Annotated in this window: 2 protein-coding genes (1 of these 2 cut by a window edge); both read right to left on the reverse strand. The window is 71.7% G+C overall.

Annotated features, from left to right (window positions below):
* Complete coding sequence (locus tag PS467_RS01815) at window positions 1-7212, reverse strand: non-ribosomal peptide synthetase (RefSeq protein WP_311033638.1); 7212 nt, start codon at window positions 7210-7212, stop codon at window positions 1-3.
* A protein-coding gene (locus PS467_RS01820) for a non-ribosomal peptide synthase/polyketide synthase (RefSeq protein WP_311033639.1) crosses the window boundary here: on the reverse strand, window positions 7212-20886 show its 3' portion. The gene runs 6971 nt beyond the window's last position; 13675 of the gene's 20646 nt are visible here — the last part of the coding sequence; the start codon falls outside the window, past its right edge; it ends in the stop codon at window positions 7212-7214. The genes PS467_RS01815 and PS467_RS01820 overlap by 1 nt, the downstream gene beginning before the upstream one ends.

Raw genomic sequence — 20886 nt, forward strand, 5'->3', positions numbered from 1 at the left:
TTACAGCCGGTCCGCGATAAAACGGCCGATGCGGGCCGCGTGACGGGCGTCGGTCATCAGATCCGCGTGGTTCGAGTCTATGGGGCAGATCTCGATCGACCCGCCCACCAGGGGTTGCCACAAGTTGACATTCAGGAGGGTTTCCCGGTGGGCCTCCGGCTTCCGTTCGGCGGAGACGAAGAGCATGTCCCCGTCGAAGAACTCCGGCGTAAAACGCCGCATGATCCGGATATTGTTCACATAGACGTCCTTGAGGGACAGCACGTCCTGTGCCTCGAGGTGGCCGAGGTGGGCCATGGGGTGATGTCCTGCTTGCAGGAACTCCCGGAAGCGCAGCAGAACCCCCTCCTGGTCTGCTATGAGCTCCGCCATGTCGACGGTGAACCCCATGGCCTGGAGGTTGTTCGCGACGACCTCGTGCTCCACCGGCTCGGAGTGGTCGCTGTGTTCCCCCGGCGGATAGGAGTCGAGCACGGCCAGCAACCCGACCTCCTCGCCCTCCGCGCGCAACCGGACAGCCAGGGCGTGCGCGGTCAGCCCGCCGAAGGACCAGCCGGCGAGCCGGTAGGGGCCGTGCGGCTGCACGGAGCGGATCCGGGCGAGATAGTCCTCGGTCATCTCGTCCATGGACTCCGGGAGCCGCCCGGTGCCGTCCAGGCCGCGGGCCTGGAGGCCGTAGACCGGCACATCGGCGCCGAGGTGGCGGACCAGTCCCGAGTAGCACCAGCTGAAGCCGCCGCCCGGGTGCAGGAAGAACAGCGGCGCCGCCGTGCCGCGGGCGCGCAGCGGCAGCAGTACCCCGGTCGAGTCGCGCTCCGCGGCCGTCTCGTCCGTCAGCCGGCGCGCCAGCGCGGCCGGTGACGGGGCGTCGAAGACCGCGCGCACCGGCAGGTCGCCGCCCATCTCGTCGCGGATCCGGCCGACCAGCCGGGCGGCGAGGAAGGAGTGGCCGCCGAGTTCGAAGAACCCGTCGTCGACGCCGACCCCCGCCACGCCCAGGACCTCCGAGAACAGGGCGCACAGCGCGCGCTCCTCGGGCGTCCTCGGCGGTCGCGACGCCGCGCCGGCCCGGTACTCGGGCGCCGGGAGCGCGGCCCGGTCGAGCTTGCCGTTGGGTGTCAGCGGCAGCGCGTCCAGGACGACGAACGCGGCGGGCACCATGTGGTCGGGCAGATGCCGGGCGGCGTGCTCGCGCAGCCGGTCCGGCCGGGGCTCTCCGCCGCTCCCGGCGGCCACGTAGCCGACCAGCCGCCGGTCCCCCGGCCGGTCCTCGCGCACGACCACGGCCGCCCGCGCCACCCCCGGGGCCGCGGTGAGGACCGCCTCGATCTCGCCCGGCTCGATGCGGAAGCCGCGCACCTTGACCTGGGCGTCGGTGCGCCCCAGGTAGACGAGGTGTCCGTCGCGGGTGAGCCGGGCCAGGTCGCCAGTGCGGTACATCCGGGTGCCCGGCGGACCGTAGGGGTCGGGGACGAACCGCTCGGCGGTCCGGTCGGGGCGGCCGATGTACCCGCGGGCCAGAGCCGCTCCGGCGATGTACAGCTCGCCCGCGACGCCCGGCGGCACCGGGTTCAGCCAGGCGTCGAGCAGCCGCACGGCGGTGTTGTCGACGGGCCGCCCGATGGGCGGGGCGCCGGGCGGCCAGGCGGCCGGATCCGCCGGGAGCGGGCAGGCCGTCACCACATGGGTCTCGGCGGGCCCGTAGTGGTTGTGCAGCCGCCGGCCGGGGCGGTCGGCGCAGAACGCGCGGATGGCGCCGTGCGGGGTCAGCGCCTCCCCGGCCTGCACCAGGTCGGTGAGGTGCGGCAGCTGAAGCCGCTGGGCGGTGGCGGCCTCGCACACGGCGTCGATGACCAGGTTGGGCGCGTACAGCTCCTGGACGCCGGTGTCCTGAAGCCACCGGGCCAGGCGGGCCGGGTCGCGGCGGATGTCCTCGGGGCAGACCACCAGGGTCTTGCCGTGGGTCAGCGCGGAGAGGATCTCCTGGACGGAGACGTCGAAGCTGACCGCGGTGAACTGCGCCACCCGGGTGCCCGGCCCGCCCGGCAGCTGGGTCCGGTGCCAGTCCAGGAGGTTGCCGAGGGCTGCCGCGGGCATCGACACGCCCTTGGGGCGCCCGGTCGAGCCCGAGGTGTAGATGACGTACGCCGGGTGCGCGGGGGCGAGCGGCCCGACGCGCTCGGCGTCGGTGACATCGGTGGCCGGCTGGGCGAGGAGCGCCGAGGCGGTCTCCTCGCCGTCGACCACGATCGTGCGGTCGGCGAGCGCCTCCGGCAGGGCCGCGGCCAGCTCTCGGGTGATCAGCACCAGCGCCGGGCGGGCGTCCTGGAGCATGGAGGTGATGCGGCCGGCCGGGTACTCGGGATCGACGGGCAGGTACCCGGCGCCGGCCTTGAGGACCGCGGTCAGGGCGGTGACCAGGTCGGCGGACCGGTACATGGCGACCGCGACCAGGTCCTCGGGGCCCACTCGGCGGTCGATGAGCAACCGTGCGAGGCGGTTGGCGCGCGCGTTGAGCTCCGCGTAGCCGATCGCGCCGGCCGCGGTCTCCACGGCGACGGCGTGCGGGGTGCGGGCGACGGCCGCCTCGAACCGTCCGGGCAGCGAGAGGTCATCCGCCCGGCGGGCGGCGCCCTGTGCCCGGCTCAGCGCCTCGGCCCGCTCACCCGCTTCGAGCAACGGCAGCTCACCGAGCCTGATCTGCGGATCCTCGGTCACGGCCGCCAGCAGCCGCAGGAACCGCGCGACGAGCCGCTCCGCGGTGTCCCGCTCGAACAGGTCGGTGCTGTACTCGATGCCCGCGTTCAGCCCGTCGGGGGCGCCGTCGGGGCCGTGCCGCTCGGCGAAGGAGAGCAGCAGGTCGAACTTGGCCGTCCCGGTGTCCGAGGCCATGCGCTCGACGGTGAGGCCCGGCGCCCCCAGGCCGTCCCCCAGGGCCGCCGGATCCGCCTGCGCCTGCCGCTGCTCGGTGTTGTTGAAGGTGAGCATGGTCTGGAACAGCGGATGCCGTGCCTGCGAGCGCTGGGGGTTGAGCGCTTCCACCAGCCGCTCGAAGGGCAGGTCCTGGTGGGCGTACGCCGCCAGGTCCGTGTCGCGCACGCGGGCGATCAGCTCGCGGAAGGTGGGGTTGCCCGAGGTGTCGGTGCGCAGCACCAGGGTGTTGACGAAGAAGCCGACGAGGTCGTCCAGGGCGTCGTCAGTGCGCCCGGCCACGGGCGTGCCCAGCGGGATGTCGGTACCCGCCCCGAGCCGGGTGAGCAGCGCGGCGACCGCGGACTGGATCACCATGAAAGGGCTGGCCTTGGTGGCGCGGGCCACGGAGCGGACCCGCTCGTACAGCGGTGCGGGCACCTGGAACGGGAGGCGTTCGCCGCGATGGGCCGAGGTGGCGGGGCGCGGCCGGTCGGCGGGCAGGGTGAGTTCGTCCGGCAGTCCGGCCAGGGCGCGCTGCCAGTAGTCGAGCTGGCGGGCGATCAGGCTGTGCTCGTCGTCCTCCGAGCCGAGCACCTGGTGCTGCCACAGACTGTAGTCGGCGTACTGGACGGGAAGCGGCCGCCAGGCGGGCGCGGTGCCGGTGCGCCGTGCCGCGTAGGCGGTGACGATGTCGCGGGCCAGCAGCGGCACCGACCAGCCGTCGCCCGCGATGTGGTGGACGAGGAGGAGCAGTACCCGCTCCCGCTCGCCGGTCCCGAACAGCCAGGCCCGCCAGGGGAGTTCGCCGGACAGGTCGAAGGCGTACCCGGCGGCCTCGGCGAGCTCCCGCTCCAGGCGGTCCGGCGGCACGTCGGGGACGACGGTCAGCTCGGGCCGGGCCTCCAGGCCGTGCCGCACCACCTGGTACGGGCCTTCGTCGTCCTCGGCGAAGACCGTGCGCAGCGACTCGTGGCGCCCGGCGACGTCGGCGAGCGCGTCCCGCAGGGCGGCGCGGTCCAGATCGCCGGTGAGCCGCAGCGCGAAGGGGATGTTGTACGTCGGGGAGGGGCCCTCGAAGCGGTGCAGGAACCACAGCCTGCGCTGCGCGAAGGAGGCGGGTATCCGGCCGGGGCGCGGCTCGGCGGGTGCCGGCGCCGGCCGGGCCGACCCGGCCGTGTCCAGGGCGCGGGCGAGCCCGGCCACGGTGGGGGTGTCGAAGAGCTGCCGCACCGCCAGCTCGGCGCCGAGCACCGAACGGATGCGCCCGGCGAGGCGGGTGGCCAGCAGCGAGTGTCCACCGGACTCGAAGAAGTCGTCGTCGATGCCGACCGACGGCAGGCCGAGGACCTCCGCGAAGAGCCCGCACAGGATCTCCTCCTGGGGGCTGCGGGGGGCGCGGCGCACCCCGCCGGCGGCCGGACCGGCATCGGGCGCCGGCAGGGCCTTGCGGTCCACCTTCCCGTTGGCGGTCAGCGGCAGCGCGTCCAGGACGACGAACGCGGCGGGCACCATGTAGTCGGGAAGTTCGGCGGCGATGTGCGCCCGCAGGTCCTCCGGGGACGGGGTGGTGCCACGCTCGGGGACGAGATGGGCAACGAGGCGTCTGTCGCCGGGGCGCGGCTCCTGGACGGTGACGACGGTCTGGGCGACGTCGGGGTGGCGGCCCAGCAGCGCCTCGATCTCGCCGAGTTCGATGCGGAAACCGCGCAGCTTCACCTGTTCGTCGGCGCGCCCGAGGTATTCCAGGACGCCGTCGGAGGTCCAGCGCACCAGGTCGCCGGTGCGGTACATGCGTGAGCCCGGGGGCCCGTACGGATCGGCGACGAAGCGTTCCGCGGTGATCCCGGGGCGTCGCCAGTAGCCGCGGGCCAGGCCCGCGCCGGCGATGTGCAGCTCGCCCGCCGTACCGGGCGGCACCAGGCGCAGACCGGTGTCGAGGACCATGAGCCGGGTGTTGTCCAGGGGACCGCCGATGGGGACGGAGGCCGGCACCTCCCGCCCCCGGGGAAGCGGGTGGCGCACCGCGAACGTGGTCGTCTCGGTGGGCCCGTACACGTCGATGACGGTCGTGTCGGGGCAGGCCCGCATCACACGGCTGATCGACGCCGCGGGGACGGCCTCGCCGCCGGTCCACACCTCGGCGAGGCCCGCGAAGTGTTCCGGCGCCTCGTCGGCGACGAGCTGGAAGAGCCCGGTGGTCAGGAACAGCCCGGTGATCTCGTACTCGGCGAGCAGCTTGCCCAGGAGCGCGGCGTCCAGGTCGCCGGGCGGGGCGACGACGGCGGTGCCGCCGGTCAGCAGCGGCACCCACATCTCGTAGGTGGAGGCGTCGAAGGCGTGCGGCGAGTGCACCAGGACCCGGGTGTGGGCGCCGCCCGCGAACGCGCGGTCGTGGACGAGTTCGAGCACATGGCGGTGGGTGGCGGCGACGCCCTTGGGGGTGCCGGTGGAGCCGGAGGTGTGGGTGACGTAGGCGATCTGGTCCGGATGCACGCGCGCCCACGGCTCCGGGGCTCCCGGCGCGGGGCCGGGCTCCGCCGGGTCGTCGTCCACGACGACCATGGCGAGCCCGAGTGCCGCGGCGCGGTCGGCGTTCGCCCGGTCGGTCAGCACCAGGGAGACGCCCGCGAGGCCGGTGAGCTGCCGCAGCCGGTCGGCCGGGTCGCGCTGCCGCAGCGGGACGTACGCGCCGCCCGCCTTGAGGATGCCGAGCGCGGAGACGATGACGTCCGCCGAGCGCTCCATCAGCAGCGCCACCGGGATTTCGCAGCCCACTTTGAGCCGGGTCAGGCGGTGTGCCAGCGCGTCGGAGCGGGCGTCGAGTCCGGCGTAGTCGAGCGCGTCGGTGGCGGTGCGCACCGCGATGGCGTGCGGGGTGCGGGCCGCCTGGGCGCGGAACGCCTCGGGCAGGCTGAGGCCGGGGACGCGGGTGTCCGCGCCGCGGCCGAACTCCGAGACGGTGCGGTGCTCCTCGGCGGAGAGCAGGCCGAGCCGGCCGACGGGCCGCCGCGGGTCGGTGGCGACCGAGGTGAGGACGCGGACCACGCGGTCCAGGACGGCGCGGGCCGAGGTCTCGGGGATCAGATCGGGCTGGTGGTCCAGGCGCAGCCGCAGCCCGCCGCGGCCGATCGCGACGAGCGCGAGGGGATAGTGCGCGGCGTCGCGGTTGCGGGCGCCGACGATGGACAGACCGCTCGCCCCGCCGGGGCCGTCGGTCCCGGCCCCGAGGTCCACGGGGTAGTTCTCGAACACCATCGTGGTGTCGAAGAGCTCACCGGCTCCGGCGAGCCGCCGCACTTCGGCGAGGTCGATCTGCTGGTGGGCCTGGAGCCGGGCCTGCTCGTCCTGGACCCGGCGCGCCAGGTCCACCAGCGGCTCGCCGGGGCGCAGCCGTACCCGGACGGGCAGCGTGTTGATGAACAGGCCCACCATCGTCTCGACCCCGGCGAGTTCGGGCGGCCGTCCGGAGACGGTGGCGCCGAACACCACGTCGTCGCGGCCGGTCAGCCCACCCAGGACGATCGCCCAGGCGCTCTGCACCAGCGAGTTGAGGGTCAGCGCGCGCTCCCGGGCCAGGGCGGTGAGCGCTTGGTACGCCCCAGGGTCGAGCTCGGTGTCCAGGCGTCCGGGCACGACCGCGGGCCGGTCGCCGGCCCGGGGCGCGACGAGGGTCGGGCCGTCGACTCCGGCCATCGCCTCGCGCCACGCGGCCACCGCCGCGTCCCGGTCCTGGCCGGCCAGCCAGCTCAGGTAGTCGCGGAAGGGCCGCACCCGGGGCAGGCCGCTGTCGTCGCCACGGGCCGCGTACAGCGCGAGGAGTTCGCGCAGCAGCATGGGGCGCGACCAGCCGTCCAGCAGGATGTGGTGGTTGGTCAGGACGAACCGGTGCCGGCCGTCGCCGAGCCGTAACAGGGTGAACCGCATCAGCGGCGGTCTGCCGAGGTCGAAGCGGCGCCGCCGGTCCTCCTCCAGCACCCGGTCGGCGGCCGCGGCGCGCTCGTCCTCGGGCAGCGCGGCCAGGTCGGTCTCCGCCCAGTCCAGGGCGACCTCGTGCGGGATGAACTGGACGGGCCGCCGCAGGCCCGCGTAGCGGAAACCCGCGCGCAGATTGGCGTGGCGCCGCAGCAGGGTGCGGCAGGCGGCGCGCAGGGCCTCGGGGTCGAGGTCGCCCTCCAGGTCCATGGTGTCCTGCACGACGTAGACGTCCGGCGCCGCCTCGTCGTACACGCTGTGGAACAGCAGGCCTTCCTGTAGCGGGGCCAGCGGCAGGATGTCCTGAAGTCCGGACTGCGTCGCCATCACATGGTCCTCCACTCGTCTTCCAGCAATTCGATCTCGTCCTGGCTGAGCAGGCTCAGGGACACGTCGGAGACGGTGAGCCCGCCCGCGCCGGGACGTTCGGCGTGTTCGGTGATGGCCTCCAGGGCCTGGAACCACAGGTCCGCGAGGGTGCGGACCTCGGTCCGGTCGAGGATGCCCTCCGCCCAGGTCCAGGTGGCGGCCAGTTCGGGTCCGCGCGGCCCGTCGTCGGTGCGGGCGTTGAGCTCCAGGGGGTGGGCGAGCGGGACCCGGGGGTCGGTGCCGCCGATGCCGGCGGCGCTGGAGAGCACGGTCCAGTCGGGGATCGTGGCGCTGCCCGCCTCCTCGACGTCCGCGACCGTGAACCGTCCGAGGTAGTTGAACGCCACCTGCGGCTCGGGCAGGCCCTGGAACCCCGGTGCGGTGGCCGGGTTGAGATACCGGGCCAGGCCGTAGCCGATGCCCTTGTCGGGCACGGCCCGCACCTGCTCCTTGGTCCGTTTGACGGCCTCGCCCGCGGCCGGGCCGCCCGCGAACGCGTCGGCGAGATCGACGGCGCCGGGATCGAGCCGCACCGGGTAGAGGCTGGTGAACCAGCCCACGGTGCGGGACAGGTCCGCGGCGCCCGCGAGGTCCTCCGCACGCCCGTGGCCCTCCAGGTCCAGCAGCGTCCCGGCCACCCGGCCGCCCGTGCCCCGGCCACCGCGCCAGCGGGCCCACGCCAGCGCGAACGCCGCCAGCAGGACGTCGTTGACCTCGGCGGTGAACACCGACGGCACACGGGTGAGCAGCTTCTCGGTGACCGCCACCGGCAGGGTGACCGTCAGATGCTCCGCGCTCCCGTAGGTGTCCCGGGCCGGATCGAGCGCCCGCCGGCCCAGGCGCGGGTCTTGGGGCCGCAGCACCTCCTGCCACCAGAGGGCCTCGGCCGCCCGCGCGGGCCGCGCCGCCGCCTCCGTCAGGCGCTGCGCCCAGCGGCGCAGCGAGGTGCCCACGGGCTGGAGCTGCGGCGTGCGCCCGGTGCTCACGGCCCGGTGCGCCTCCGCCAGGTCGGGCACGAGGATACGCCAGGACACCCCGTCGACCACCAGGTGGTGGACGAGGAGGAGCAGCAGGCCGGGCGTATCGGCGCCGCGGTCGAACCAGACCACCTGGACCAGCCGCCCCGCGTCCAGGTCCAGGCGCTCCCGGGCGGCCTCGGTCTCCCGCCGGACGAGGTCCCGCTGTTGCCGTTCACCGAGTCCGGCGGCGGCCACGCGGTGGACGAGGGAGGCGGCGTCGACCGTGCCCGTCTCCCGGATCTCCAGCCGCCGTTCGGAGCCGGCGGAGAGCCGGGCCCGCAGGGCGCCGTGGTGGTCGAGTACCGCCTGCACCGCGGACCGCAGGTGCTCATGGCGGAGGGTGGCGGGCACCTGGACCAGCCGGGACTGGTTGAACTGGTCGGCGGGGCCGCCGCGCTCCAGGAACCAGCGCATGATCGGGGTCAGCGGTACGTCGCCGATGTCCGCCCCCGGCTCCTCCGCGGCCACGCGGACGGTCTCGGTGGCGATGCCGGCGAGCGCGGCGACGGTGCGGTGCTCGAAGATGTCGCGGACCGACAGTTCGAGTCCGGCCCGCCGGGCGCGGCTCACCAGCTGGATGGACATGATGCTGTCGCCGCCGAGGTCGAAGAAGCCGTCGTCGATGCCGACCCCGTCGAGCCCGAGGACATCGGCGAACAGCCCGCACAGCGTCTTCTCCCGCTCGGTGCGCGGGCCCCTCCGGTCCGCCTCCGGCCTTCCGCCGTACGCGGGGGCGGGCAGCGCGCGCCGGTCGAGCTTTCCGTTCAGGGTGAGCGGCAGCGTGTCCAGGACCACCACGGCCGACGGCACCATGTGCTCGGGCAGGGCGGTGGCGAGGTGGGCGCGCAGCGCGTCGGGCTCGGGGGCGGCCCCGGCGTCGGCGGCCGGCACGGCATAGGCCACCAGGCGTTTGTCGCCGGGCCGGTCCTCCCGCATGATCACCGCGGCCTGGGCGAGCGCGGGGTGCGCGGCGAGCGCCGCCTCGATCTCGCCGAGCTCGATGCGGAAGCCGCGCAGCTTGACCTGGTCGTCGACGCGGCCGTGGTACTCCAGGCGCCCGTCGGCCAGCCGGCGTCCGGTGTCGCCGGTGCGGTACATGCGGCCCTCGCCGAACGGGTTGGCCACGAAGCGCTCCGCGGTGAGTCCGGGCCTGCCGAGGTAGCCGCGGGCCAGACCGGCGCCGACGACGTACAGCTCCCCGACGACGCCCTTGGGCACCGGCCGGAGCCGGTCGTCCAGTACGTACACGGCCAGGTCCGGGATCGGTTCGCCGATCACCGAGCCGGGCGCCGCGGCGGCGGTCGCCTCGTCCAGGGCGATATGGGTCACGTGCACGGTGGTTTCCGTGATGCCGTACATGTTCACCAGGGACGGGGCGTCATCGGGGTGCCGGGAATACCAGTCGGCCAGCCGGCCCGGTTCGAGCGCCTCGCCGCCGAAGACGACGTGCCGCAGGCCCAGGCGCGCGGCGTCCGCCGGGTTCTCCCGGTCGGCGGCCATGAGCTGGTAGAACGCCGACGGCGTCTGGTTCAGCACGGTGACCCGCTGGTCCGCCAGGAGTTTCAGGAACCGGTCCGGGGCCCGGCTGGTCTCGTGGGAGACGACCACCAGACGCCCGCCGTGCAGCAGCGGGCCCCACAGCTCCCAGACGGAGAAGTCGAAGGCGTAGGAGTGGAACAGCGTCCACACGTCGTCGGGGCCGAAGCCGAACCAGTGGCCGGTGGCGTCCATCAGGCGGATCACGTTGCCGTGCGGCACCACGACGCCCTTGGGCCGGCCCGTGGAGCCCGAGGTGTAGATGACGTACGCCGTGTCCAGGGGCGAGAGGGCCACGTCCGGGTCGGCCGCCGGATGCCGCTCGGACTCGGCGAGCACGTCGGGCGTCACGGTGAGGATCGGCCGGGCGTCGGCGTTCATGTACGCGATGCGGTCGGCCGGATAGGCCGGGTCCACCGGTACGTACGCCGCACCCGACTTCAGGACGCCGAGGACGGCGATGACCAGCTCCTCGGTGCGCGGCATGCTCAGCGCCACGTACCGCTCCGGCCCGGCTCCCCGCTCGCGCAGCAGATGCGCCAGCCGGTTGGCCCGCGCGTTCAGCTCGCGGTAGGTGAGGGAGGTGGTCCCGTACGTCACCGCGATCGCGTCCGGAGTCACGGCCGCCTGCCGTTCGAACCGGGACACGATCGTCTCCCCGGGGGCGGAGGTGTACCGCGGCCGCGGGGTCAGCTCGCGCCGCTCGGCCGGGTCGAGGAGCTGGAGGTCCTCGACCCGGACGGCCGGGTCGGCCGCCACCTGCTCCAGTACGCGGACGAAGCGGTCGGTGATGCCCCGCGCGGTGGCCCGGTCGAACAGGTCCGTGCTGTAGTCCAGCGCGCAGCCCAGCTCGCCGGGGGCCCCGGCCGTCGGGGCGGTCTCGGAGAACTCGAAGGACAGGTCGAATTTCGCCGACGGTGCCCCGAGCGGGCGTCCGGCAACGGTGAGCCCGGTGTCCGCGGTGGTGGGCCGGGCGGCGTTGTCCAGGTTGAGGACCGTCTGGAAGAGGGGATGCCGGGCGAGTGAGCGCTCCGGGTTGACCACCTCGACCAGCCGCTCGAAGGGCAGGTCCTGGTGGGCGTACGCCTCCAGGTCATGGGTCCGGACGCGGTCGAGCAGTTCGGTGAAGGTGGGGTTGCCGGAGGTGTCGGTGCGCAGCACCAGCGTGTTGACGAAGAAGCCGACCAGGTCGTCCAGCGCGTCGTCGGTACGGCCCGCGACCGGCGTGCCGAGGGGGATGTCGGTGCCCGCCCCGAGCCGGGTCAGCAGGGTGGCCAGGGCCGCTTGCAGGACCATGTGCAGACTCGCGCGGTGCCGGCTCGCGACCCGCACCAGCCTCTCGTACAGCCCCGGCGGCAGTTCGAAGCCGACCCGGTCGCCCCGGTAGGAGGCGGCGGCCGGCCGTGGCCGGTCGAAGGGCAGGGCCAGTTCCTCCGGCAGCCCGTCCAGCGCCCGCGTCCAATGGGCGAGCTGGCGCGAGATCTCGCTGTCGGGGTCGGACTCCTCGCCGAGGGCATCACGCTGCCAGAGGCTGTAGTCGGCGTACTGCACCGGCAGCGGCTCCCAGGCGGGGGCGCGACCGGTCGTCACACGCTCCGTGTACGCCGCCGTCAGGTCCCGCACCAGGATGCCGCGCGACCAGGCGTCACCGACGATGTGATGCGTCAGCAGCAACAGGGCCGAGCGGTCGGGCCCTCCGTCATCGGGCAGCCGGAACAGCGAGGCACGGATCGGGATCTCGGCGGTGAGATCGAAGGCGTACCCGGCGGCGGCGCGCATCATCCGGTCGACGGACGCCTCGTCGGCCACCTCGACGGACAGCGGCACCCGCGCCTGGTCCGGTGCGAGCACCACCTGGTAGCCACCGCCGCCCGCGTCGTCGGCGAAGACGGTGCGCAGGCTCTCGTGCCGGGCCACCACATCGCCCAGGGCCAGGCGCAGCGCCTCCTCGTCGAGCGCGCCGGTCAGGTCGAGGGAGACGACCATGTTGTAGGCGTTGCTCGGCCCCTCCAGGTGCTGGAGGAACCACAGGCGTTGCTGCGCATGGGACAGCGGCACCCTGGCGGGCCGCTTCCTGCGCACCACCCGGCCTCGTACCGCCGTGGAGTCGTCGAGCGCGGCATCGAGTTCGGCGGCGAGTTCGGCGACGGTGGGTGCTTCGAAGACGCGGCGGACGGCGAGTTCGGTGTCCAGGACGGTACGGATACGGCTGACCAGCTTGGTGGCCAGGAGTGAATGTCCGCCGAGGTGGAAGAAGTCGTCGTCGATCGACACCGACTCCAGGCCGAGAACCTCGGCGAACAGCCCGCACAGGATCTCCTCACGCGGCGAGCGCGGAGCACGGCCTGAGGTGTCCTCCGAACCGTAGTCGGGCGCGGGCAGCGCACGCCGGTCCAGCTTCCCGTTCGCGGTCAGCGGGAACGCGTCCAGGACGACGAACGCGGAGGGCACCATGTAGCCGGGCAGCTGGGCGGCCACATGTTCGCGCAGCACTGCGGCCTCCGGCCCTGCCGCTGTTGCGGCCGTTGCCTCTGTCGTTGTCGTTGCCGCTGTCGTCGCCGTCGCCGCCGCTGTCGTCGCCGTCGCCGCCGCTGTCGTCGTCGCCGTTGCCGCTGTCGTCGCCGTCGCCGTCGCCGTCGTCGTCGCCGTCGCCGTCGCCGTCGGGATGAGGTAGGCGACCAGGCGTTTGTCGCCCGGCCGGTCCTCACGGACCAGCACCGCCGCCTGAGCCACCCCCTCACACCCCGCCAGCACCGACTCGATCTCACCCAGCTCGATCCGGAAACCCCGCAGCTTCACCTGATCATCAACCCGCGACAAGTACTCCAGCTCACCCTCAACGGTCCACCGCACCACATCACCCGTGCGATACATCCGACCGCCCACCGGACCCCCGAACGGATCAGCCACGAACCGCTCCGCGGTCAACGCCGGGCGTCCGTGATAACCACGTACGACACCCTCACCCGCGATATACAGCTCACCGGCCACACCCACCGGCACCGGACGCAACCCACCATCCAGCACATACACCCGCGTATTGGCAATCGGCCGCCCGATCCGCGGCACACCCGCACCCACACCCTCCCGGGGCACCGGCCACACCGTCGACCAGATCGTCGTCTCCGTCGGACCATACAAATTCGTCACCGACCCGGCCCGCTCCACCAACGCCACCGCCAAATCCGCCGGCAACGCCTCACCACCCACCAACACCCGCACCCCCGCCAACACCGAACCATCCTCAGCCAACACCGCCCGCCACAAACTCGGCGTCGCCTGCATCACCGAAATCCCCTCAGCAGACACCAACCCACACAACGCCACCGGATCCCGCACCACATCCCGCTCAGCCACCACCACCGCCGCACCACTGACCAACGGCACAAACAACTCCAACCCCGCAATATCGAACCCCACCGTCGTCACCGCCAACAGACGATCCCCACCCACCAACCCGAACCGACCCGCCATCGACACCAAGAAATTCACCAACGACGCCTGCGGCACCACCACACCCTTCGGCCGCCCCGTCGACCCCGACGTGTAGATCACGTAGGCGGAGGTACGGGGGTCCGTGGCCGCCCGTGGGGCATCGTCGTCGGCCGGGGTGTCGAGTGCGGTCCGCACGGCCTGGTCGTCGAGCAGCAGACGCGGGATGGGTTCGGTGTCGGGCAGGTCGGCAGCGGACTCCGTCGTGGTGAGCACGAGCGCGGGAGCCGCGTCCCGAAGCATGTACGCCAGCCGGTCCGCCGGATACTCGGTGTCCAGCGGCAGATACGCCCCACCCGCCTTCCACACCGCCAACAACGCCACCACCAGATCCACCGACCTCGGCAACGCCACCGCCACAAACCGCTCAGCACCCACCCCACGCTCAACCAACAACCGCGCCAAACGACCCGACCGAACAGCCAACTCCCCATACGACAACGACACCCCACCCCCAACCACCGCCACCGCATCCGGAGCAACCACCACCCGCTCCCCGAACAACTCCACCACCGACCGACCCGGCACCTCACACGCCGTGTCATTCCACTCGGTCAACACCGACCGCGCCTCGGCCTCATCGAGCAGGTCGATCACGTCGAGCGGGGTATCAGGGGCGTCGACCATGCCCTGGAGCACACGCAGATAGCGCCTGCCGAGCGCTTGGACGGTGCTCCGGTCGAACAGGTCGGTGCTGTACTCCAGCACCCCTCGCAGTCCGTCGGCGCCGTCCGGCTGTTCGGTGAAGGCGAAGGACAGGTCGAACTTGCCCGCGCCGGTGTCGGCCGTGACCGGCGACACGGTGAGATCCGGGATGTGCGCCACGGCCTGGTCGACCGCCGCCGTGTCGGTGTTGTTGAAGGCCAGAAGCACTTGGAAGAGGGGGTGGCGAGCGAGCGAACGCTCCGGGTTGACCACCTCGACGAGCCGCTCGAAGGGCAGGTCCTGATGGGCGTAGGCGGCCAGGTTCCGGGTGCGCACGCGCTCGATGAGCGCGCGGGCCGTGGGACGTCCCGAGGTGTCGGTGCGCAGCACCAACGTGTTGATGAAGACGCCGACCAGGTCGTCGAGCGCGGTGTCGGTGCGGCCGGCGATCGGCGTGCCGATGGGAATGTCCGTCCCCGCGCCGAGCCGGGTCAGCAGCGCCGCGAGACCCGCCTGAAGCACCATGAACGGACTCGACTGAGTCCCGCGTGCGAGCGCGGCCACCCGGTCGTAGAGGTCGGCCGGGATCTCAAACGGGATGCGGTCGCCGCGGTAGGAGGCGACGGACGGCCGCGGCCGGTCGTACGGCAGCTCCAGCTGGTCCGGCAGGCCCGCCAGGGCGGAGGTCCAGTAACCGAGCTGGCGGGAGATCTCGCTGTCTGGGTCGGACTCCTCACCGAGGACCTCACGCTGCCAGAGGCTGTAGTCGGCGTATTGCACGGGCAACGGCTCCCACTCAGGAGCCTCACCGGTGGTGAGGCGGGCGGCATAGGCCGCCGTCAGGTCGCGCGCCAGCGGGGCACGCGACCAGGCGTCGCTCACGATGTGGTGCAGGACCAGAAGGAGAATGTGCTCGTTGCCACCGTCGAGTGCGAACAGCGTTGCTCGGAAGGGGAGTTCGTCCGAGTCGGCCGACAGCTCGAACCCGCGGCGGGCGGCCTCACGCAGCCGGCCTTCGACCTGTGCCCGGTCCGTCTCGACCGTCGTCAGCACGGGTCCCGCCTCGTCCAGCGCACGGACGACCTGGTACGCGCCGTCGGCGTCCTCGGTGAAGACGGTGCGCAGGCTCTCGTGGCGGGCGACCACATCGCCCAGCGCGAGGCGCAGCGCCTCCCGGTCCAGCGGACCGGTCAGCCGCAGCGCGATCGGGATGTTGTAGGTGGCGCTGGGGCCTTCGAACTGGTTGAGGAACCACAGACGCTGCTGGGCGTACGACAACGGAACGCGCACCGGGCGCGGGTCCACCACGGCCACCCGACGGCGCACACCATCGGTCGCCAGGGCCGAGGAAATACCGGCAACGGTCGGGGTCTCGAAGAGCTGCCGGATGCGCAGCTCAGCGCCCAACGCGCTCCGGATCCGGCTGACCAGCCGAGTGGCCAGCAGCGAATGCCCACCGAGCCGGAAGAAGTCGTCGTCGATCGACACCGACTCCACGCCGAGAACCTCGGCGAACAGACCGCACACGATCTCCTCGCGGGGCGAGCGCGGGGCACGTCCGACGGCGGTGCTCGGACCGTAGTCGGGCGCGGGCAGCGCACGCCGGTCCAGCTTCCCATTCGGCGTCAACGGCAACCCATCCAGAACCACGAACGCCGACGGCACCATGTAATCCGGCAACAGACCCGACGCATACTCCCGCAACACGGTCTCGGAAACCGCCTGAGCCGCCACCACATAGGCCACCAGACGCTGATCCCCAGGCCGGTCCTCCCGCACGATCACGGCCGCCTGAACCACATCCGGGTGACCCCTCAGAACAGCCTGGATCTCCCCCAGCTCGATACGGAAACCACGCACCTTGACCTGGTCATCAACCCGCCCCACATACACCAACTGACCATCCGCACTCCACCGCGCCACATCCCCCGTGCGATACATCCGCGCACCAGCAGGACCATACGGATCAGCCGTGAACCGCTCCGCCGTCAAACCCGCACGACCCCAATAACCACGCGCGAGAACCACACCCGCCACATACAGCTCCCCCACCACACCCGGCGGCACCGGACGCAACGCCGCATCCAGGACGTAGGCCCGGGTGTTCCAGAACGGCCGGCCGATCGGCACCGCACCACCAGCAACCTCCTGACCCGGCTCGATCCGGAAATCCGTGCAGTTGACCGTCGCCTCCGTCGGACCATAAGCATTCACCACCGTCACACCCGGATGCGCCAACCGCCACGACACCAACGCCTCACCCACCAACGCCTCACCACCGGTCATCAACATCCCCGACGGCGACACCACCCCCGGCAACGCCTCCAACAACCCCAAATGCGACGGCGTCACCTTCATAAACGACGGCCGACCCACATCCGCCGCACGCTCATCCAGCTCACCCAACACCACCCGACCACCGCTGACCAACGGCGTGTACAACCCGGTCACCGTCAGATCGAACGCCACCGACGAATGCAGCAACACCGTCCCCGACGCATCCGGATACACCACACGCGCCCGCTCCAGATACGCCCCCACCGAACGATGCTCAACCACCACACCCTTCGGACGCCCCGTCGAACCCGACGTAAAGATCACATAGACAGGCGTATTCAGATCCACCGACACCCGCACCGGCTCAGCCGACAACCCATCAGCCGCCGCGAGATCCGCCACATCATCAATCACCAGAACCGGCTCTGCGTCGTCCAGGATGTGAGCCCTGCGCTCCGCCGGATACTCCGGATCCACCGGCACATACGCACCACCCGCCTTCACCACACTCAGCAACACCACCACCAACTCCACCGACCGCGGCAACACCACCCCCACAAACCGCTCCGGCCCCACACCCCGCCCGACCAGCCACCGAGCCACCCGGTTCGACCACGCATCCAACTCCGCATATGTCAGAGCACGATCACCGGCGACAACCGCCACCGCGTCCGGCGTCCGGGCCGCCTGCTCGGCGAACAACACCGGCAACGACACACCCCGCACATCCCGCGACTCACCGTTCCACTCCACCAGCACCCGCTCCCGCTCCACCGCATCCAGCAACTCCACCTCACCGATACGACGGTCAGGGTGCTCGGCGAGTGCGGTCAGAAGGCGGACGAAGCGGTCGGCGATGCTCTGCGCGGTGGCCCGGTCGAACAGATCAGTGCTGAAGTCCAACGCCCCATCCAGGACCACACACTCGTCCCCTTCGCCGCGACGCTCGGCGAGCCGGAAGGACAGGTCGAACTTCGCCGCGCCCGCGGCCACCGGCTCGCCGGTCACCGTCAGGCCGGGCAGGGAGGCGACGGCCGACGCCCCAGCCTGCTCCGTGTTGTTCAGGGTGAGCATGGTCTGGAAGAGCGGGTGCCGGGACAGCGAACGCTCCGGATTGACCACCTCGACCAGCCGCTCGAAGGGCAGGTCCTGATGCGCGTACGCCTCCAGGTCACGCACCCGCACCCGCTCGATCAACTCGGTGAAGGTGGGGTTGCCGGACGTGTCCGTCCGCAGCACCAGCGTGTTGACGAAGAAACCGACGAGATCGTCCAGCGCGTCATCGGTACGCCCGGCGATCGCCGTGCCCAGCGGGATGTCCGTCCCGCCGCCCAGCCGCGTCAGCAACGCCGACAGCGCCGCCTGCACCACCATGAACAGACTGGCCCGGGACTCACGGGCGATCCGCGTCAGATCGTCGTGAAGGGCGGACGGCAGCTCAAAGGTGATCCGATCGCCCTCGAACGTGGATGTCGCCGGGCGCGACCGGTCGAAGGGCAGCGACAACTCCTCCGGAAGGTAGGCCAACCTCTCCTTCCAGTAGGCGAGCTGGCGGGAGACCTCGCTGTTCGCATCCTGTTCCGCCCCCAGCACCTGGCGCTGCCAGAGGCTGTAGTCCGCGTACTGAACAGGCAGCGGTTCCCACACGGGAGCGTCACCGGTGGCCACGCGAGCCGCGTACGCCGCCGTCAGATCACGGGCCAAGGGGCCCATCGACCACGCGTCACTCGCGATGTGATGCGCCACGACCAGCAACACGTACTCGTCCCCGCCGAGCTCGAACAACCACGCACGCAGCGGCACATTGTCCGTGAGGTCGAAGGGAGTCCGTATCGCGTGATGCAGTTCTTCCGGCACGGCTTCCCGGTCCACGGCGGCCACCGCCAGTTCCACCTCGGCGGTGTCGAGAATCATCTGGTACGGGCCGTCGGCGTCCTCGGCGAAGACCGTGCGCAGGCTCTCGTGCCGGGCCACCACATCCCCCAGCGCCCGCCGCAGCGCGCCATGGTCCAGCGCGCCCGTCAGCCGCAACGCCACCGGAATGTTGTACGTCGCACTCGGCCCCTCGAACTGATGCAGGAACCACAGACGCTGCTGCGCCAACGACAACGGCAACCGCGCCGGCCGCGGCACCACCGCACGCAGCCGCGTCCGTGCCACCGCCGAGTCGTCCAGCAGGCCGGCGAGTTCGGCGACGGTGGGTGCTTCGAAGACGCGGCGGACGGCGAGTTCGGTGTCCAGGACGGTACGGATACGGCTGACCAGCTTGGTGGCCAGCAGGGAATGCCCGCCGAGGTGGAAGAAGTCATCGTCGATCGTCACCGACTCCAGGCCGAGGACTTCGGCGAACAGCCCGCACAGGATCTCCTCACGCGGCGAGCGCGGAGCACGGCCGCCCGTCGAGCCCGGACCGTAGTCGGGGGCGGGCAGCGCACGCCGGTCCAGCTTCCCGTTCGCGGTCAGCGGGAACGCGTCCAGGACGACGAACGCCGAGGGCACCATGTAGCCGGGCAGCCGCGTAGCCACATGCTCCCTCAGGACCGCGGCCTCCGGCCCCGCCGTCGCCGTCGCCGTCGCCGGGATGAGGTAGGCGACCAGGCGCTTGTCGCCCGGCCGGTCCTCACGGACCAGCACCGCCGCCTGCGCCACCCCCTCACACCCCGCCAGCACCGACTCGATCTCACCCAACTCGATCCGGAAACCCCGCAACTTCACCTGATCATCAACCCGCGACAAGTACTCCAACTCACCCTCAACGGTCCACCGCACCACATCACCCGTGCGATACATCCGACCGCCCACCAGGCCCCCGAACGGATCAGCCACGAACCGCTCCGCGGTCAACGCCGGGCGCCCGTGATAACCACGCACGACACCCTCACCCGCGATATACAGCTCACCGGCCACACCCACCGGCACCGGACGCAACCCACCATCCAGCACATACACCCGCGTATTGGCAATCGGCCGCCCGATCCGCGGCACACCCGCACCCACACCCTCCCGGGGCACCGGCCACACCGTCGACCAGATCGTCGTCTCCGTCGGACCATACAAATTCGTCACCGACCCGGCCCGCTCCACCAACGCCACCGCCAAATCCCCCGGCAACGCCTCACCACCCACCAACACCCGCACCCCCGCCAACACCGAACCATCCTCAGCCAACACCGCCCGCCACAAACTCGGCGTCGCCTGCATCACCGAAATCCCCTCAGCAGACACCAACCCACACAACGCCACCGGATCCCGCACCACATCCCGCTCAGCCACCACCACCGCCGCACCACTCACCAACGGCACAAACAACTCCAACCCCGCAATATCGAACCCCACCGTCGTCACCGCCAGCAGACGATCCCCACCCACCAACCCGAACCGACCCGCCATCGACACCAAGAAATTCACCAACGACGCCTGCGGCACCACCACACCCTTCGGCCGCCCCGTCGACCCCGACGTATAAATCACATACGCCGCACGCGACAACACCGAACCACCAACACCCGACAACACCTCCGCACACCCAAGCTCCTCAACCGTCGCCGGATCATCCAGCAGCAGACGCGGGATGGGGTCGATGTCGGGCAGGTCGGCAGCGGACTCCGTCGTGGTCAGGACGAGCGCGGGAGCCGCGTCCCGAAGCATGTACGCCAGCCGGTCCGCCGGATACTCGGTATCCAGCGGCAGATACGCCCCACCCGCCTTCCACACCGCCAACAACGCCACCACCAAATCCACCGACCTCGGCAACGCCACCGCCACAAACCGCTCAGCCCCCACCCCACGCTCAACCAACAACCGCGCCAAACGACCCGACCGAACATCCAACTCCCCATACGACAACGACACCCCACCCCCAACCACCGCCACCGCATCCGGAGCAACCACCACCCGCTCCCCGAACAACTCCACCACCGACCGACCCGGCACCCCACACGCCGTGTCATTCCACTCGGTCAACACCGACCGCGCCTCGGCCTCATCCAGCAGATCGATGCGGGCCACGGGGGCGGTCGGCTCGGCCACGGCCTCGGCGAGGAGCCGGAGGAGTCGTGCGGTGAAGGACTGCGCGGTCTCGCGGTCGAACAGGTCGGTGCTGAACTCCAGGACACCGTTGAGCGCGCACACCCGCCCGTCCTGGTCATGGCTCTCCACGAAGCCGAAGGCGAGGTCGAACTTGGCCACGGACGTCTCGATCTGCTGCCGAGCTGCGGTGAGTCCGGGAAGACCGTCCAGGGAGTCCAAGGCCCCCTGGTAGTCGGTGTTGTTGAGGGTCAGCAACACCTGGAAGAGAGGGTGGCGGGCGAGCGAGCGCTCCGGGTTCAGCACTTCCACCAACCGCTCGAAGGGCAGGTCCTGATGGGCGTAGGCACCGAGGTTCGCCTCACGGACACGGTCGAGGAGCTCGGCGAAGCTGGGGTTCCCCGAGGTGTCCGTACGCAGTACCAACGTGTTCAGGAAGACGCCCACCAGATCGTCGAGCGCGGTGTCGGTGCGGCCGGCGATCGGCGTACCGATGGGGATGTCGGTGCCCGCGCCGAGCCGGGTCAGCAGCGCCGCGAGACCCGCCTGCAACACCATGAACGGGCTGGCTTGCGCCTCCCGGGCCACCTCGCTGATCCGCGCGTACAGCTCCGGGGACACCTGGAAGGGCACGCGG

Origin of the sequence: Streptomyces luomodiensis, from assembly GCF_031679605.1 — a bacterium.
Lineage (GTDB): Bacteria > Actinomycetota > Actinomycetes > Streptomycetales > Streptomycetaceae > Streptomyces > Streptomyces luomodiensis.